Annotated in this window: 16 protein-coding genes; 2 read left to right on the plus strand and 14 right to left on the minus strand. The window is 72.1% G+C overall.

The window, feature by feature from the left end; all coding sequences use genetic code 11:
• Window positions 1-41: 41 nt before the first annotated feature.
• The 5 genes from AB3388_RS20580 to AB3388_RS20600 form a co-directional block, all read right to left on the minus strand.
• Window positions 42-485: a Rieske (2Fe-2S) protein gene (locus tag AB3388_RS20580; RefSeq protein ID WP_495407181.1), complete on the minus strand. Its 444-nt coding sequence runs from the start codon at window positions 483-485 to the stop codon at window positions 42-44.
• On the minus strand, window positions 482-1,945 hold the full coding sequence (locus AB3388_RS20585; protein ID WP_495407182.1) for an aldehyde dehydrogenase family protein: 1,464 nt from the start codon (window positions 1,943-1,945) through the stop codon (window positions 482-484). The genes AB3388_RS20580 and AB3388_RS20585 overlap by 4 nt, the downstream gene beginning before the upstream one ends.
• Complete coding sequence (locus AB3388_RS20590) at window positions 1,945-3,177, minus strand: NAD(P)/FAD-dependent oxidoreductase (protein WP_495407183.1); 1,233 nt, start codon at window positions 3,175-3,177, stop codon at window positions 1,945-1,947. The genes AB3388_RS20585 and AB3388_RS20590 overlap by 1 nt, the downstream gene beginning before the upstream one ends.
• A gap of 13 nt (window positions 3,178-3,190) precedes the next feature.
• Window positions 3,191-3,583 carry a Rieske (2Fe-2S) protein gene (locus AB3388_RS20595; RefSeq protein ID WP_495407184.1) on the minus strand — a complete coding sequence of 131 codons (393 nt, stop codon included), beginning with the start codon at window positions 3,581-3,583 and terminating at the stop codon, window positions 3,191-3,193.
• A 146-nt stretch (window positions 3,584-3,729) separates the two neighbouring features.
• Window positions 3,730-4,467 (minus strand): iron-containing redox enzyme family protein, encoded by a 738-nt coding sequence (locus AB3388_RS20600; protein WP_495407185.1) that lies wholly within the window; start codon window positions 4,465-4,467, stop codon window positions 3,730-3,732.
• 158 nt (window positions 4,468-4,625) lie between these two features.
• Here AB3388_RS20600 and AB3388_RS20605 point away from each other — a divergent pair, with 158 nt between their 5' ends.
• Window positions 4,626-5,345, plus strand: a complete 720-nt coding sequence (locus AB3388_RS20605; protein WP_495407186.1) for a DUF1275 family protein — start codon at window positions 4,626-4,628, stop codon at window positions 5,343-5,345.
• Window positions 5,346-5,348: 3 nt separating this feature from the next.
• Here the strand turns inward: AB3388_RS20605 and AB3388_RS20610 are convergent, their stop codons facing one another.
• From AB3388_RS20610 to AB3388_RS20620, 3 genes are all read right to left on the minus strand, one after another.
• Window positions 5,349-5,765, minus strand: a complete 417-nt coding sequence (locus tag AB3388_RS20610; RefSeq protein WP_495407187.1) for an ester cyclase — start codon at window positions 5,763-5,765, stop codon at window positions 5,349-5,351.
• 14 nt (window positions 5,766-5,779) lie between these two features.
• Window positions 5,780-6,214: an ester cyclase gene (locus AB3388_RS20615; protein WP_495407188.1), complete on the minus strand. Its 435-nt coding sequence runs from the start codon at window positions 6,212-6,214 to the stop codon at window positions 5,780-5,782.
• Window positions 6,215-6,290: 76 nt separating this feature from the next.
• Complete coding sequence (locus AB3388_RS20620; protein ID WP_495407189.1) at window positions 6,291-7,868, minus strand: HD domain-containing phosphohydrolase; 1,578 nt, start codon at window positions 7,866-7,868, stop codon at window positions 6,291-6,293.
• A gap of 142 nt (window positions 7,869-8,010) precedes the next feature.
• Here AB3388_RS20620 and AB3388_RS20625 point away from each other — a divergent pair, with 142 nt between their 5' ends.
• Complete coding sequence (locus tag AB3388_RS20625; protein WP_495407190.1) at window positions 8,011-9,438, plus strand: HNH endonuclease signature motif containing protein; 1,428 nt, start codon at window positions 8,011-8,013, stop codon at window positions 9,436-9,438.
• 271 nt (window positions 9,439-9,709) lie between these two features.
• Here the strand turns inward: AB3388_RS20625 and AB3388_RS20630 are convergent, their stop codons facing one another.
• The 6 genes from AB3388_RS20630 to AB3388_RS20655 form a co-directional block, all read right to left on the minus strand.
• Window positions 9,710-10,363 (minus strand): hypothetical protein, encoded by a 654-nt coding sequence (locus tag AB3388_RS20630; protein WP_495407191.1) that lies wholly within the window; start codon window positions 10,361-10,363, stop codon window positions 9,710-9,712.
• A 347-nt stretch (window positions 10,364-10,710) separates the two neighbouring features.
• Window positions 10,711-11,193: a hypothetical protein gene (locus AB3388_RS20635; protein WP_495407192.1), complete on the minus strand. Its 483-nt coding sequence runs from the start codon at window positions 11,191-11,193 to the stop codon at window positions 10,711-10,713.
• A gap of 210 nt (window positions 11,194-11,403) precedes the next feature.
• A complete protein-coding gene (locus AB3388_RS20640) occupies window positions 11,404-12,456 on the minus strand; it encodes an IS110 family RNA-guided transposase (RefSeq protein ID WP_495407193.1) in 1,053 nt (350 codons plus the stop codon).
• Between the two features lie 433 nt (window positions 12,457-12,889).
• Window positions 12,890-13,771 carry a bifunctional helix-turn-helix transcriptional regulator/GNAT family N-acetyltransferase gene (locus AB3388_RS20645; RefSeq protein ID WP_495407194.1) on the minus strand — a complete coding sequence of 294 codons (882 nt, stop codon included), beginning with the start codon at window positions 13,769-13,771 and terminating at the stop codon, window positions 12,890-12,892.
• Between the two features lie 45 nt (window positions 13,772-13,816).
• Entirely contained in the window at window positions 13,817-14,857 is a 1,041-nt protein-coding gene (mgrA, locus tag AB3388_RS20650; protein WP_495407195.1) for an L-glyceraldehyde 3-phosphate reductase, read from the minus strand.
• Between the two features lie 34 nt (window positions 14,858-14,891).
• Window positions 14,892-15,626, minus strand: coding sequence for a hypothetical protein (locus AB3388_RS20655; RefSeq protein WP_495407196.1), 735 nt, complete (start codon window positions 15,624-15,626; stop codon window positions 14,892-14,894).
• Between the last annotated feature and the right edge of the window lie 89 nt (window positions 15,627-15,715).

Below are 15,715 nucleotides of genomic sequence, written 5' to 3' on the forward strand. Positions count from 1 at the left end.
GACCGGCGGTGCTGTGCCCCTGGATGACCTCGCGAGCTCGGTCATTCGGCCGCTGGTGGCTTGCGCCGGCGCGGGCCGCCCTCGAGGACGTCCTTCTCGGACAGCCCGACGAACACCTGGCCGTCCTCCTCGCGCACCGGGTAGGTGCGGATCGGCTCGGTGGCCGGCGGCTGGATCGGCGCGCCGGTCTCCAGGTCGAAGACGCTGTTGTGGCAGGAGCAGCGGATGCCGTCGTCCTGCAGCTTGCCCGAGGACAGCAGGCAGTCCAGGTGGGTGCAGTAGTTGGAGGTGGCGTACGCCTTGCCGTCGAGGCGGGCGACCGCGAGCTCCATCTGGCCGTGGTCGGTCTCGGCGTAGAAGCGGCGGACGTAGCCGTCGGGCACCTGACCGACGCGGCAGATGCGCACGTAGGCGCACTCGGTGCCGGCCGCGGCCAGCTCGGCGTCGGACGCGGGGTTGCTCATCGTGTTCTCCGTGGCGGTCATGCGCTGAGGTAGACGGTCTTGTCGACGGTGTAGAAGGCCATCATCGACTCGCCCGCCTGCTCCTTCGACGTCTGGGTGCTGCTGTCCTTGAGGCCGCCGAAGGGCGCGTTCATGGCCTGTCCGGTGGTCGGCTGGTTGACCTTCACCAGGCCGGCCGTCGCCCGCCGGGCGAACGTGAGCGCCTTCGAGACGTCGGCGGTCACGATGCCGGCGGAGAGTCCGAACCGGGTGGCGTCGGCCAACTCCAGCGCGTGGTCGAGCGAGCCGACACGGAGCACGGCGAGCACCGGCCCGAACACCTCCTCGGTGGCCAGCGCCGAGGCGGGGTCGACGTCGGTGAAGATCGTCGGCCGGACGAAGTGCCCGTGCGCCAGGTCGCCGGCGGTGAGGTCCTGGGTGTCGTCGCCGGGGCCGCCGATGACCAGGCGGGCGCCGTCGTCGAGGGCCCGCGCGACGTGGCCGAGCACCGACTCCTTCTGCCGCTCGGTGGCCAGCGGGCCGAGGTCGACGCCGTCGGCCAGGCCGGGACCGACGCGCAGCGCCTGCGCCTTGGCGGCGATGCGCTCGAGCAGCGCGTCGTGCACGGCGTCGTGCACCAGCACCCGGCTCGTGCCGGTGCAGGCCTGGCCGGAGAGGCCGAACGCGCCCTTGACGATGAGGGTCGCGGCGCGGTCGAGGTCGGCGTCGTCCAGGACGACGACGGGGTTCTTGCCGCCCATCTCCAGCTGCGTGCGCTGGCTGGCCCGGGAGACGCGGTGGATCGCCTCGCCGACGGCGGTGGAGCCGGTGAAGGTGACGGCGTCGACACGGTCGTCGGCGACCAGCGCCGAGGAGGGCTCGGCGCCGCCGTGCAGCACCGCGATCGCGCCGGCGGGCAGGCCGGCCTCGAGCAGGGCGTCGACCAGCCGCTGGCCGAGCAGCGGGGTCACCTCGCTGGGCTTGAAGACCACGCCGTTGCCGGCGGCCAGCGCCGGGCCGAGCTTGCGGGAGGGGATGTTCAGCGGGAAGTTCCACGGGGTGATCGCCGCGACGACACCGACCGGGGCACGGAGCGTGAACACCAGGCTGCCGTCGCCGGTGGGCAGGGTGACGCCCGCCGTGCGCATCGCCTCACCCGCGTAGAAGCGCAGGTTCATCGGCGTGCGCGAGACCTCCATCGTGGCCTCGGCGCGGGTCTTGCCCTCCTCGCGGACGAGCTCCTCGACCAGGGTGGCCTTCTGCGTCTCGAGCACGCCGGCCGCGGCCTCGAGCACCTTGGCCCGCTGCTCGGGGGCGGTGTCGGCCCACTGCTGCCAGCCGGCGGCGACCGCGGAGACGGCGGCGTCGGCGTCCTTGGCGTCGGAATCGGGGAACGTGCTGACGAGGTCGCGGGTGTCGGCGGGGTTGCGCCGCTCGCGAGTGCGGCCGGTGACCGACTCGACCCAGGTGCCGTCGACGAGGTTGCGCACAGTGGCGGCCATCAGACCGGCACCTCTTCCTGCTCGAGGAGCTCCTCCAGCTCGACCGACTCATCGGCCAGCTGTTCGGTGCTCACGGGGATCTCCAGGTCCATCAGCTCGCGGGCGATCGAGATGTCCTCGCCGCGCTCCACGGTGGCGGCGGCGACCAGCAGGCCGTCGCGCACCCAGAACACGCTGCCGTCGAGGCCGGCGACGTCGCCGCGGGTCACCAGGACGTCGTCCGGGCGGATGCCGCCCAGCCCCAGGCCCTGGACGTTGATGTCGTACTGGTCGGTCCAGAACCAGTGCGGGTCGGCGAAGGTCTTGGTGCGGCCGGCGAGGGTCGACGCGATCGCCGCGGCCTGCTGCTGGGCGACGTCGACGTGCTCGACGCGGATCCGCCCGTAGCGCGGGTGGTCGTGCGCGGCGACGTCGCCGGCGGCGAAGACGGTCGGCACGGACGTGCGGCCCTGGGCATCGGTCTCGACGCCGTTGCCGACGACGAGCCCGGAGCGGACGGCGACGTCGATGTTCGGGTCGATGCCGACGCAGACCACGAGCTCGTCGACGGTCTCGGTGCCCTCGGGGGTGTAGACGACGACGCCGTCGGCACCGGCGCGGATGGCGCTGATCGGCCGGCCGAGGCGCAGGTCGGTGCCCCGCTGCCGGTGCATCTCGGTGAGCGCGGAACCGATCGCCGTGCCGAGGACGCGGGCCAGCAGCACCGGGTCGCGGTCGAAGATGACGACGTCGGCGCCGCGGGTGCGGGCGGCCGCGGCCACCTCGGTGCCGAGGAAGCCGCCGCCGAGGACGCCGATGCGGCGGCCCGGCGCCAGCCGGTCGCGCAGCCGGTCGCTGTCGGCGAGCGTGCGGATGTGGTGGACCCGCTCGCCCTCGACGCCGGGCAGCCGCCGCGGCCGGCCGCCGGTGGCGAGCAGGACGAGATCGGCGGCGAGCGCGGCGCCGTCGGCGAGGAGCACCTCGCCGGTGGCGGCGGAGACGCGGTCGACCGTGCAGTTGGTACGCAGCGTGACGTCGTTGGCCTCGCACCAGGCGGGGTCGAGCAGCCACAGGCCGGCCTCGCCACCGGAGGCGAGGCGCTCCTTCGACAGGTGCGGGCGCTGGTAGGGGCCGGTCGGCTCGTCGCCCAGCAGGACGACGGGGCCGGCGAAGCCGCGGCGGCGCAGGGCGCGGGCGGCCTGCGCGGCGACGTGCCCGGCGCCGACGACGACCAGGGTCGGGTCAGTGGTCATGGAGCTGCTCACCTCAGGCGCACTCGTCGGAGGCGCACTCGCGCCGGGGGGTGACGGGCTCGGAGCCGACGAGGATCGCGCCCTCGTCGGTGACCTGGACCGCGTAGGTGGCCTGGCGGCCGTCCTGGTCCTCGGCCTCGCCGGTGCGCGGGTCGAACCGCCACTGGTGGCCGGGGCAGATCACCTGGCCGTTGAGCAGCGTGCCCTTGGTCAGGAAGCGCTCCTTGTGGACGCAGATGTCGTCCATCGCGAACACCTCGTCGTCGACGAGGAACAGCGCGATCGGGCAGCCGCCGACGGTGACCTGCTTGCGCTTGCGGCGCTCGAGCTCCTTCAGCTCGGCGACGTGCACCCAGTCGGCCGGCGCGGCGGAGGGATCGGTCGTGGGGCTCGCGGGCTGGCTCACGGGAGAGGCCTCTCGAGGTCGTGCGGGGATCGCCGGCGGCGGGCCGGCGGAGGGAGATCAGGGAGTGGGGGCGGTGCGAGGACCGCCGGGAGCGGAACCGGGGTGCCGGGCGATGCGCCCGGCACCCCGGTCTGCTCGGGAGGCCGTCAGGCCTGGGCGCCCTCGAGGTCCGCGGCGACGTAGGTGTCGTACAGGGAGCGGGTGTAGCTGTAGCGCATCTCCGCGCCCCACCGGACGAACTGCAGGCAGCGCTGCTGCAGCTCGGGGGTGTTGGCGTGCTCGAGCACGATCTGGTAACCGCGCTCGCCGTGCACCTCGTCGGAGGTGATGTGCAGGTCGAAGAACTCGATCTCGTCCTCGGTGAAGCCGTAGACCTCACGCAGCGGGACGATCTGCTTCTTGTAGATGCTGGGCACCTGCGACTCCAGGCCGACGATCAGCGCGGCCGTGGCGACGACGAAGTGCTCCCGCATCGCCGTCGCGTAGCACCAGGCCTGCAGGCCACGGGTCACGGCGTTGGCGTTGTTCGGGTCCTCGATCCGCTCACGCGTCGTCCCGCAGGCCTCTCCGAAGCGGATCAGCAGGTCGGTGTGGCGGATGTCGGCGAGCTCCTCCTCGTACATGTTCTGGAGCAGGAAGTCCTTCGCCTCGGTGAAGGTGTCCGGGGTGTTGCCGTAGATGTAGCCGAGGTAGTCGGCGAAGGGGCCGACGTACTGGTAGTGGTTCTCGGCCCAGCGGGCGAAGTGGTGGCGCTCGAGCTGCCCGTCGGCCCACGCCTTGCTGAAGGAGGCGTTCTTGGCCTCGCGGCCCTTGATCGCGTCCTGCAGCGCGACGCGGAAGTCTTCGGGGCTGAGCAGCTCGGTGCGGTCGAGCATCTGCGTCATGGGATCGCCTTCTCGGTTCGTCGTCCAACTGGGGCGGTGTGGCAACGAAGTTAGGCGGATCACGTTCCGCAGGTGAGAGTCATGCTGCACACGTCTCGGACAAATCGATGTGCACATGCACCAGCGCCCCGACGTCGGCGGAACCGCATCCTGCAACGGTGCCTGCTCCTTCTGTGACGCCCGCGCCCGCGACCTCCTCCCTGCCCTCCCCCTCGGCGGTGCGGCTGCGGCAGACGCTGGTCGTCGCCCTCGCGGTGGTCAGCGGCGCCACCGACGCCATCGGCCTGCTCGCCCTCGGCGGGGCCTTCACCAGCGTCATGACCGGCAACATGGTGCTGCTCGGCGTCGCCGCGAGCTCGGCCGACGGCACGCTGGCCGCCGCCTCGGGGCTGGCGATCCTGGCGTTCTGCGCCGGCGCCGCGCTGGGCGCCCGGGTCGCCGGGTCCCCCGCACCCGGCGACCGCGTCTGGCCGCGGCCGGTCACCGTGGGGCTCGCCGTCGAGCTGGTGTTCTTCGCCGCCTACGCGGTCGGCTGGTGGCTGACCGGCGGGGAACCCGGCACCGGGATCGCGGTCGTGCTGCTGCTCTGCACCGCCGTCGGCCTCGGCATCCAGAGCAGCACGGTGCAGCGCTTCGGCGTCAGCGGCATGTCCACCACCTACCTGACCGGCACGCTCACCACCGTGGTGATCCGGCTGGCCACCGGCCGCGGGGTGCGCGAGGTGTGGCACAGCGTCGAGATCCTGCTCGGGCTGATCGCCGGTGCGGCGGCGGGCGCGGGCCTGCTGCTGCTCGTCCCGCTGGCCGCGCCGGTGCTGCAGCTGGCCGCGCTCGGCGCCGTCGTCCTCGTGGGTGCGACGGTCGCCGGGCGCCGTTAGTGCTCAGGCGGGCAGCAGCCCGAGCTGGGCGAGCAAGCCCGCGGTGTCGTAGTAGATCCGGTGCTCGGCGACCTTGCCGTCGACGACGCGGAAGACGTCGGCGAACGGCAGGACGATCGGCCGGCCGGTGGGCGGCAGTTCCCCGGCGGGCGTCTGCAGCGGGCCGGTGTGCGTCCCGGTGAAGCGGCCTTCCACGACGATCCGGTCGCCGTCCTCGACGATCCGGTCGCGGGAGATCCGGCCGCCCGGGAAGGCACGGAGGAACGCCTGCCCGTAGGCGACGACGGGCTCGACCCCGGACATCGGCTCGCTGCCGGGCGCGTGGGTCACGACGTCGGCGGCGAAGAGATCCGCGGCGTCGGAGAAGTCGCCGGTGTTGATCTCGGCGTAGTGCCGGTCGACGAGCTGCTCGAGGGTCATCGGAGTGCTCCGGGCTACGCGGCGGACGCCGGTTCGGGGACGAGGCCCAGCTGGGCGAGCATCCCGAGCTGGTCGAGGTAGACGGTCACCTCGGCGACCCGGTCGTCGCGCTGGGTGGCGATCGCGCAGAAGGGCATCGTGACCGTGCGGCCGGTCGGCGGGATCTCACCGTTCGGCGAGGCCAGCGGCCCGGTGTGGGTGCCGGTCCACGTGCCCTCGATCGCGCACCGGTCGCCGTCCTGGACGACGCCGGTGACGGTGTGCCGGCCGTCGGGCATGGCGCCGGCGAAGCCGCGGCTGAACGCCACCCACTCGGCCGCGCTCTGCAGCGCGGCGAACGGCGAGCTCATCCGGGTGTCCGGATGCATGACGGTCTCGTACTCGTCCCAGCGCTGGCCGTCGATGACGGCGAAGAGCCGCTCGGCGAGGGTGCGCGCGTCGGTGGTCATCTGGGTCCTCCTCGGGTCGGGGTCCGACGCCGAGGAGCCTCCGGCGTCCCGGGGGACGGCGGATGGGGTGGTCTCCCTATGTTTCGCCGTCGGTCGGCACGAGGCCGTGCTGGACGGCGACCAGCGTCGCGGCCGAGCGGGAGTGGACGCCGAGCTTGGCGTACACCGCCTCGAGGTGGTGCTCGACGGTCTTGCGGGAGACGACGAGCGCCTCGGCGATGGCGGCGTTGGACCGCCCCCGCGCGAGCAGGCGGAGCACCTCGACCTCGCGGGCGGTGAGCCCCGCGATCGCGGCCGGACGGCGGCGGGCGGGGTGGCCGGCCGCGGCCAGGACGGCGTCGACGGCATCGGCGTCCAGGTGGCCGGCACGGCCCGCGGCCCGCAGCGCCGCGGCGGCCTCGGGGGCGCCGAGCGCGGGGCGGTGCGCGCGGTCGGCGACCAGGGCGGCGTAGACGTCGGCGGCGGCGAGAACGCGCGCCGGCAGGCTCAGGTCGGCGCCGCGCTGGTTGCGGTGGTAGCCGCTGCCGTCGACCCGCTCGTGGTGCTGCCCGGCCAGCGCGGCGAGCGGCCGCAGGAACGGGGACCGGGCGAAGACCCGCTCGGTGACGTAGGGGTGCAACCGCACCTGCTCGCGCTCGTCGCGGTCCAGCGGCCCCGGCTTGTCCCACACCGGGACGGCGACGGTCAGCCGCCCGACGTCGTGCAGCCACCCGGCCCGCCGTAGCGCGGTGGTGTCGGCGGCGGGCAGCCCGCAGTGCCGTGCGGCGGCGCCGGCGAGGTCGGCGACCGCGCGGGAGTGCCCGGCGGTGTACGGCGACTTGAGGTCGGTGAAGTCGGCGAGGGCACGCAGGACGCCGTCGATCTGCTCCGGGCCGGAGACGGGGGCGCCGCCGGGCTCCCTGGCGAGCACGTCGGCCCAGGCGTCGTCCGGGTCGGTGAGCAGGTCGGGCGCGGCGAGGAACGCGTCCACGATCTCGGGCAGGAAGGCGCGGCCGCGCCGCTCGCGCAGCATGGCGACGGCGGCATCCTCCCCCACCAGGCGCAGGTGGACGGTGACCGCCTCGGCGAGCTGGACGATCTGGGCGGGCAGCGAGAGCTCGCTCGTGCCGATCCCCTTCGGGAAGCCCCTCCGGTCGGGGCGCTCGAAGACCTTGGTGACGTCGTCGCGGAGGTGCTCGCGGAGGTCGCCGTCGAGGCCCAGCCGGTCGATCAGCAGCTGCGCGACCTCGCACACCGCGACGCCGGCGTCCTTCATGACGCGGGCGCCGGTCACCAGGCGCAGCAGGGCCGCCGGCCGCTGGGCGAGCGGCCGGGAGCCGACGGTGAACCGCAGGAGGTACGGCATCAGCGCCCGGCCGTTGGAGACGTCGAGCGTGCCGATGCCGGCGCGGAAGGCCCGCTCGTCACCGAGCAGGCCGGCCAGCGACGCGTTCTCCGCGGTGCAGCCGATGTGCCGCAGCAGCGCGAGGTAGTGGACGCGCCGCCGGACCGGGACGTCGAGGTCCATCCGCTCGGCCAGCCGCACCGCCCGCGAGCAGACCCGCAGGCCGGACTCCATCGGCATGACCATCGCGACGTCGATCGCCACCGACCACGCGGCCAGCAGCTCCGACAGCCGCACGGCATCGCGCGTCGGGGTGGCACCGCCCGCCATGGCGCAACAGGCTAGGGCCGTCGACGGCTCCTGGTGCGGGCCTCCGCCATCTCGGAACCCATGCCTCGGCAGAGCCGTACGCCGTCACAGCCCGACCCGCTGACCAGCCGAAACTGTCAGACCCCGCCCGTAGCTTGAGGCCATGACCACCGCCGCGCCGCACTCCTTCGAGGAGATCGTGGTCGACGTGGCCTGGCGGCCGACGGTCGCCCCGCCGGCGCCGGTGGCCTGGCTGTCCCCGGAGGAGAAGGCGGCCGAGTTGCAGCGGCTGCAGGCCCAGCGGGCGCGGCTCGCCGCCCGGGAGGCTGACCTGATGCTCGCCTTCGCCGCCGACCGGCCCGACCTCGACGATCCGCCGCCGGGCAGCCGGGGCGCGCGCAGCCGGCTGTGGCGGCAGACCGATCCCGACTTCCCCGGCGTCAGCGAGTCCTTTCCCGACGAGCTGGGGATGGTGCTCGGCGTCGGCCGCGGCACCGCCGCGCACCGGCTGGCCCGGGCCTGGACCTGGCGGCACAGCCTGCCGGCGACCGAGGCCGCACTGAAGCGGGGGGAGCTCGATGAGCGGCGGGCGCAGATCCTCGCCGACACCCTGAAGCACACCCGGCCGGAGCTGGCCGGCCGGGTGGAGGCGGTGGTGCTGCCCGAGGCGGTCGGGCTGACCTTCGCCGCGCTCAAGCGGCGCACCCTCGAGGTGCTGCTGGAACTCGACGCGACCGCGGCGGAGGAACGCCGCACGGTGGCCGAGCGCAACGCCGACGTGGTCGTCGACCCGGTCGGCGAGGGCCGCGCCGCCCTGGGTGCGGAGCTGCCGGCCGAGGAGGCCGCCGAGGGCTTCGACTTCATCAACGCCCTGGCGCAGATGGCCAAGGCCGATGGCGATGAGCGGCCGATCGGGCAGCTGCGCGCCGAGATCTTCTCCCTGCTGGTACGCGGCGCCGCGATCGGCGCGCGGGGGGCGCGGGCCGCGCTGACCATCACCGCCGCGCTGGAGGCCCTCGAGGGGGCGAGCACCCGGCCGGCCGACGTCAACGGCTACGCCATCACCCCCGCCCACCTGGCCGAGCTGCTGCGCCGGATCGGGGCGCTCGGGCTGCAGGCCCCGGCGGATGGGTCGCTGACCCTCGCGCTGACCGACGAGTCCGGCCGGTTGATCTCCACGCTCTCCTACGCCGACCTGCGGCGCCTCGTGAAGCGGGGCGAGGGCCTCAACCCGCCGCCCGCCACCGACCGCTACACCCCCACCGCGCAGCAGCGGGAGTGCGTCGGCACCCGGGACCGCACCTGCCGGCACCCGTTCTGCAGCCAACGAGTGGGCTGGGCCGACCTCGATCACGTCGTCGCGCACGCCTGCGGCGGACCGACCACCTGTACCAACCTGTGCTGCCTGTGCCGCAGCGACCACCGGCTCAAGACGCTGTTCCGCGGCTGGCGGTTCGCCATGGAGGACGACGGCACCCTGCACGTCACCACCCCGTCCGGGGTCACCCGCACCACTCGGCCGTGGGCGATGCGCCGGCGACCGCCACCCGAACCACCGCCTGACCCGGACGACGACCCGCCACCCTTCTAGCGACCGAAGACACATGTCGGCTCGCCGCCATGTCGACGAGCCGACACGAGCGCCCAGCTCACATTGAGACGAGTCCGGTGTCCCAGAGGGCGGCTTCAGGGACACCGGCGCCACCGCAAGGGCGTCGAGTCAATCCGTAGCCCGTGCAGCGTGGTCTGTCGGCCCGAACTGCTCCCAAGTGGACCGCTCGGGAACCATGACGAACGCGAGATTTCGGGCACGGTCCGACGCCCCCTGGAACGCAACCCGCCCTTGATTCAGGACCCGCGCTTCACTTCACGCAGTCTGGCACCGCCTCACTCACAGCTTGCCGGAAGGCGTGCCCATAGAAATAGGCACCGCCTGCTTGTTGCTCATTCAACAGGTCGCACATGCCCGGCGCGCCGTTGAAGCCGCCTACGATCGTCGATGCCCAAGTCGACCATGCTTCCCATTCGTCCTGGGTTAGGCCGGAGGGCGGGGCGACCTGCGGGTTTGCGAGCAACGCATGGTCCACCGGCGCATCGTTGTCGTCATATCTGGGGACCAACTGCTCGAAGACGTACGAGTAGAAGTCCAGCGCATTCGAAATCGCAGCATCCCTTGCAGCTTCACTCTTCTGATCTTCTGTGACCTGACCGTCATCGAGATTCACGTGAACGAGAGCGGGCGGCGGCTTCTCTCCTCCTGTGAGATAAGGCGCCAGCTCAGGGTGCTGCGCGGCAAGCTGCCAAAGGTTCAGTTGTTGCTGATAAACCGACTCGTACCGCGTCTCTGAGAGTTGGTTGTTGCTGGCCGCGACAGCGTCCTTGGCAGCCGAAACGCTTCGGCCGGCATACAGGAGCGTTATGATCACGCCCACAAAACCAAGGATCTCGACGCCGAACCGTGCATACTCCAACCATACCGGCTTTGACCTATCGTCCGGCCTCGTGCCGGCTGGCACACCAGTCGGTCCTTGAGGCGCAGGAGCTGAGCCCATGAGCGTCCCCCTTCCACGGCGCGATGCTGTCCGACGGTGTTCCCCACGCCGTGGTGACGTCGCAAGATACTAGCGGTCTCATCGCGTGGGTAGCACCTTGCGCCTGCATGAAGGGCTCGCAAATGAATGCCAGTTCGCATGCGCCCTTGCCTTTCCGGCGACTATCTGCCACTGCTTTCGAGCCAGTGCCTCGCGGTGAGCCGCGATGGGCAACTCGCCTGATGGTTCGAAGGCGGCCTTTAGGCGCTTGAAGCGCGCGTGATGGACGCATACGAGCTGCCCATAGGCGGAATACCCCGGTGTTCCGATAGCTAGCCGGCGTCGTCCGAAACAAGAGAAACGGCCCCAGAGGAATCGCGGCGCCAACGCTCTCCATAGATGTCCGTGGCTTCGAGCGTCCACGTGAAATCATTGACGTCTGGAATTGGTCGCAGGGTTAACGTGTCTCGCTCAAGCCAGTTGCGAGTCTCCACCGAAGCCGGTGCTATGTACGGCCAATTGTAGGTGAAATCTGGCAGCTTCGCGTGGCTACAGTTGATGTGCGCGTTGAAGACGGGCGCTGGCGAGAAGTTGCGCACAGCGACCCATACGTCGCCTTGGTCCCCCCGAAACGCGGACAGGGACACGATGACCTGGGCCGCAATTAGCGAGGCTTCTGCACGCCGAAGCGTGTCGGCTTGCGCTCTTTCGCTGCGATCCTTGCGACGATCTCTAAGTAGGGCGCCGATAGCTGCAAGACCGATCAATGCCGGCAAGTAGTCCGGAACCTTGCCCAACTGGAGGTGGAGCAACACAACGTCAAAGAGTAGGGCGGGGCGCGACAGTGCAATGCGGTTCCGCGATCGACCTGTAGTTCTTCTAGCGCGTCGGCACTGAGCGCACGATGATTGCTACTCTCACCGACCACGGGCATAGGGTGCATGCTGCTCGGACCTCACCGCGAATGTGGAAGCCAATATCCGCGACTCAAAGCGTGGGCGTCCTTGAGTGGGATGCTCCTACTGTCAAATCACGACTGGTGAAGGCATCGCGTTGAAGATCTCGCGTGCCACGTAGCGCTTGAGGCAGCGGATCGCTTCGGTTTTGGTCTTGCCCTGGGCTTGACGTCGGGCGAGGTACTGCCTGGTGCGTTCATCGCAGGCGAGGCGGACGATCACGATGCGCCAGAGGGCGGCGTTGGCGTTGCGATCTCCGCCCCGGTTGAGGCGGTGCCGGTTGGTCTTGCCACTGCTGGCCGGGATCGGGTTGCTGCCGCACAGTGCCGCGAACGCGGCCTCGGAGGCCATCCGGTGCGGGTTGTCGCCGGCGGTCATCAGCAATGCCGAGGCCACCGCCGGACCGACGCCGGGGGTGGCGACCAGCTTCGGTGCGACGTCGGCGGTGATCCGGTGCAGTCGCTGCGTGACCACAGCGAGCTGCTCGTCCAGATGCAGGACGCGCTGGGCCAACTCGCGCAGAGCGAGTCGGGTCATGGCCTGCAGGCTGTCGTCGTCCGCGGCGATCCGGAAGCCCGCGCAGGTCGCGAGCAGGTCCCTGCGCGTGAGCGGCCGCAGCCGGGCGCGCAGCTCCGCCGGTGCGGTGACCAGCAGCTGGTGGATCTGGTTGAGCGCCTGCGTGCGGGCCTTGTTCCCGCTGCGCTGCACGGCCGTCAGGGTCCGCAGCGCCTCGACCGGCCCGTCGTGACTCTTGGGCGTGCCGGTGGCCTCACCGGACAGGACGGCGCGGGCCGCGGCGATCGCGTCGACGACGTCGGTCTTGCCGTAGCGGCGGCGGACCTGCCGGTTCGGCCGCGCCACCTCGATCACCTCGACCCCGGCGCCGGTCAGGTGCCGGGCGAGTGCGGCCCCGTAACTGCCGGTGCCCTCGACGCCGACCTTGTCGAGGCGGCCGTGCCCACGCAACCACGCGAGCAGCTGCCGGTAGCCGGCGACAGTCGTGGGAAACGCGTGCGTGCCCAACACCCGACCCAGCTGATCGAGCGCGGCCGCGACGTGCAGGTCCTGGTGGGTGTCAACGCCGCCGGTGACGACGACGGCGTTCGCTGCCAGAGTGGGCATGGTCCGTCCTTCTCGCTCGCATCGAGTGGGGCGGGCACGGCGCGAGCTGACGGTCGGACAGGACAGGGACGGGCCTGTTGCAGCAGGCTCCTACTAGGTCACTTCCACCAGCGGCCGGGCCAAGGCGTCTCCCGCCCGGCCGACGGATCCCACGCAGGGCAACAGGTTCGCGCCAGCCGCTATTGGAGTCAGGCCGGGCGGGAGAACGTCGCTATCCAACATCCCTGCCGCTCAGAGTCGCTTGACGGACTGCCTTCTCGAGGCTCGCATTCGGATCGAACGGCCCGTTTCTGCGACCGACGAGCGGAGATGGGCCCGCGAGGATCAGGTGGGAACGGCGGCACCGCCGTCATCAGGCTCGGCGATAGGCGTGCAGCGGCCGAACGCTCCGTGCCGGGCGCGCGCCCGCCGGCTGGGCGCGTACCTGCCAGTTTTAGAGCGTCTTCTCGAACCAGTGGTGGGCGTAGGGCTCGTCGTTGAACGCGGACACCTCGCGGTAGCCGGCCGAGCGGTACAGCGCGATGGCCTCGACCAGCGACCGGTTCGTCTCCAGATGCAGCACCCGGACGCCGTGCGCGCGTGCCTGCGCCTCCAGCTCGGCGAGCAGCCGCCGGCCGAGGCCGAGACCGCGGGCGGTCGGTGACACCCACATCCGTTTGACCTCGGCCGGCGCGCCCGGATGGAACTTCAGCGCGCCGCAGCCGACCGGTGCACCGTGCAGCGTGGCGACCAGCAGCAGCCCGGCCGGCGGCGTCAGATCGGCCGCGTCCGCCGGGATGCTCCGTCCCGGGTCGAACCCGCCGTCGAAGCGCTCGTCCAGCTCGGCGGCGTACGCGGCCAGGCACGCCCGCGCCTCCGGCCGTCGCGGATCGGTGACCGCGATCCGGACCATGGACGCGGCGAGCAGCCGCTCGACGTCGGCCATCGCCGCGGCCAGCCGGTCGCGCTGCCGGTCGTCGAGCGGGGTGAGGATGCCGGCGGCCAGCTCGTCGGACCGCCGGTCCAGCTCCGCGTACTCGGCCAGTCCGGCGGGAGTCAGCTCGGCCGTCCGCACCCGCCGGTCCCCCGGATCCGCGTCGACCGCGACGAGACCGTCGTCCTCCAGCGCCCGCAGCAGCCGGCTCAGGTAGCCCGAGTCCAGGTCGAGCCGGGCACGCAGCGACCGGACCTGCGCGCCGTCCGGACCGATCTCCCACAGCAGCCGCGCCTGGCCGATCGGCCGGCCGCGGGACAGGTAGGTCTCCGCCAGCACCCCCAGCCGCTGGGTGACGGTGCGGTTGAAGCGGCGGACCCGCGCGACCGCGGTCGCGTCCATTCCCTGACCGTAGTCAGAGAAGTGACCTCCCCGGAGAGCCCTTGGTCACGAAAGACTGCCGGTGCGGGCGCCCTGCCACAGGTCGATCCCGGCGTCGGTGGCGTGCCGGTCGATCGCGGCCAGCTCATCGGGCGAGAAGTCCAGGCGCTGCAACGCAGCGACGTTGTTCTCGAGCTGCGTCACGCTGCTCGCCCCGATGAGCACCGTCGTCACCCGCGGGTCGCGCAGCGCCCAGGCCAGCGCCATCTGCGCCAGCGACTGGCCCCGCCCGGAAGCGATCTCGTTCAGTGCCCGGACCCGCCGGAGCGCCTCCTCGCTGAGCAGGTCGGCGGACAGCGACTTGTCCTGGCTGGCGCGCGAGCCCTCGGGGATGCCGTGCAGGTAGCGGTCGGTGAGCATGCCCTGGGCCAGCGGCGAGAACGCGATGCAGCCGACCCCCTTGTCAGCGAGCACGTCGAGCAGGCCCTCGGTCTCGATCCAGCGGTTGAGCATCGAGTACGACGGCTGGTGGATCAGCAGCGGCGTCCCCAGGTCGGCGAGGATGTCCGCCGCCCGGGCGGTGTCCTCCGGCGAGTAGGAGGAGATCCCGGCGTAGAGCGCCTTCCCCGAGCGGACGGCGGTGTCGAGGGCAGCCATCGTCTCCTCGAGCGGCGTCGTCGGGTCCGGCCGGTGGGAGTAGAAGATGTCGACGTAGTCCAGGCCCAGCCGCGCCAGCGACTGGTCGAGGCTGGCGAGCACGTACTTGCGCGAGCCGCCGCCCTGCCCGTACGGCCCCGGCCACATGTCCCAGCCGGCCTTCGTGGAGATGACCAGCTCGTCGCGGTAGGCGGCGAAGTCCTCGCGCAGGTGCCGGCCGAAGTTGGTCTCGGCGGACCCGTAGGGCGGTCCGTAGTTGTTCGCGAGGTCGAAGTGCGTGATGCCGAGGTCGAAGGCCCGGCGCAGGATCGACCGCTGCCGATCGAGCGGGACGTCGTCCCCGAAGTTGTGCCAGAGCCCCAGGCTGATCGCCGGCAGGTCCAGGCCGCTGCGGCCGCAGCGCCGGTAGGTCATCGAGTCGTAGCGGTCCTCGGCAGCGGTGTAGCCCATGCCCTCGATCCTGCTGCACCGCCGCCGGGCGGCGTCAGCCGACCGGGACGCAGAGAGCCGCCGGGTCGTCGGGGCACGCCGCTCCCACGCGGACGGCCCCGAAGGTGAGCGCCCGCTCGGCGAGGGTGTCGGGGTCCCGGATGCGCAGGGTGTCGATGCGCGCCTGCAGCGTCGGGAAGACGTCGGCCCGGCCCTCCGGCGTGGCCGGCGTGACCGCGTCGTCGAGCACGACCCACCCGGTGACGCTGTCCGGGCCGCCGTGCGCCCAGAAGGTGTCGGTCGTCGGCAGCGGCGGGTAGTCCTGGCAGTAGACGTCGTTGCCCGGGGTCGGCGGGAAGAAGACGCCGACGTCGCCGATGTCGGCCGGTGAGGCGGGGCCGGGCGTGACGGTGAGGTGGCCCGCGAGGCCGCCGCCCGGCACCGAGTACTCGAAGGTCACCGGCACGTACTGCAGCGACGGCCCCTCGACCGGGCAGTCCTCGAAGAACTCGATGAACGGCAGCACCAGGCCGGTCGCCACCGGTCCGACGCTGACCTGCAGGGTGCCGCCGGGGCCGCCGTCGGCCGCGTCCAGTTCCGCCCGGGCGACGACGACCGGCTCGTCCGGATCCGGCGTGGGGCTCGCCGGCGCCGCCGCGGCCGTCGTCGTCCGGCTGCCGGTCTCCTCCTCCTGCTGGCCCGGGTGCGCGAGCGCGTCGAGGAATCCGCAGCCGGAGGCGGTCAGCAGGACGGCGGCGAGCGCCGCGACGACGCGGGACTTCGACGACACGGGACCTCCGGGACGACGGTGCGGGCCCGCGCAGCCTGCCACGCGGAACCGTGCCGCACCGGAATTCCTCACCCGGTCCAGCGAACCCG

This window comes from Geodermatophilus sp. SMS 5-13 (assembly GCF_059428245.1).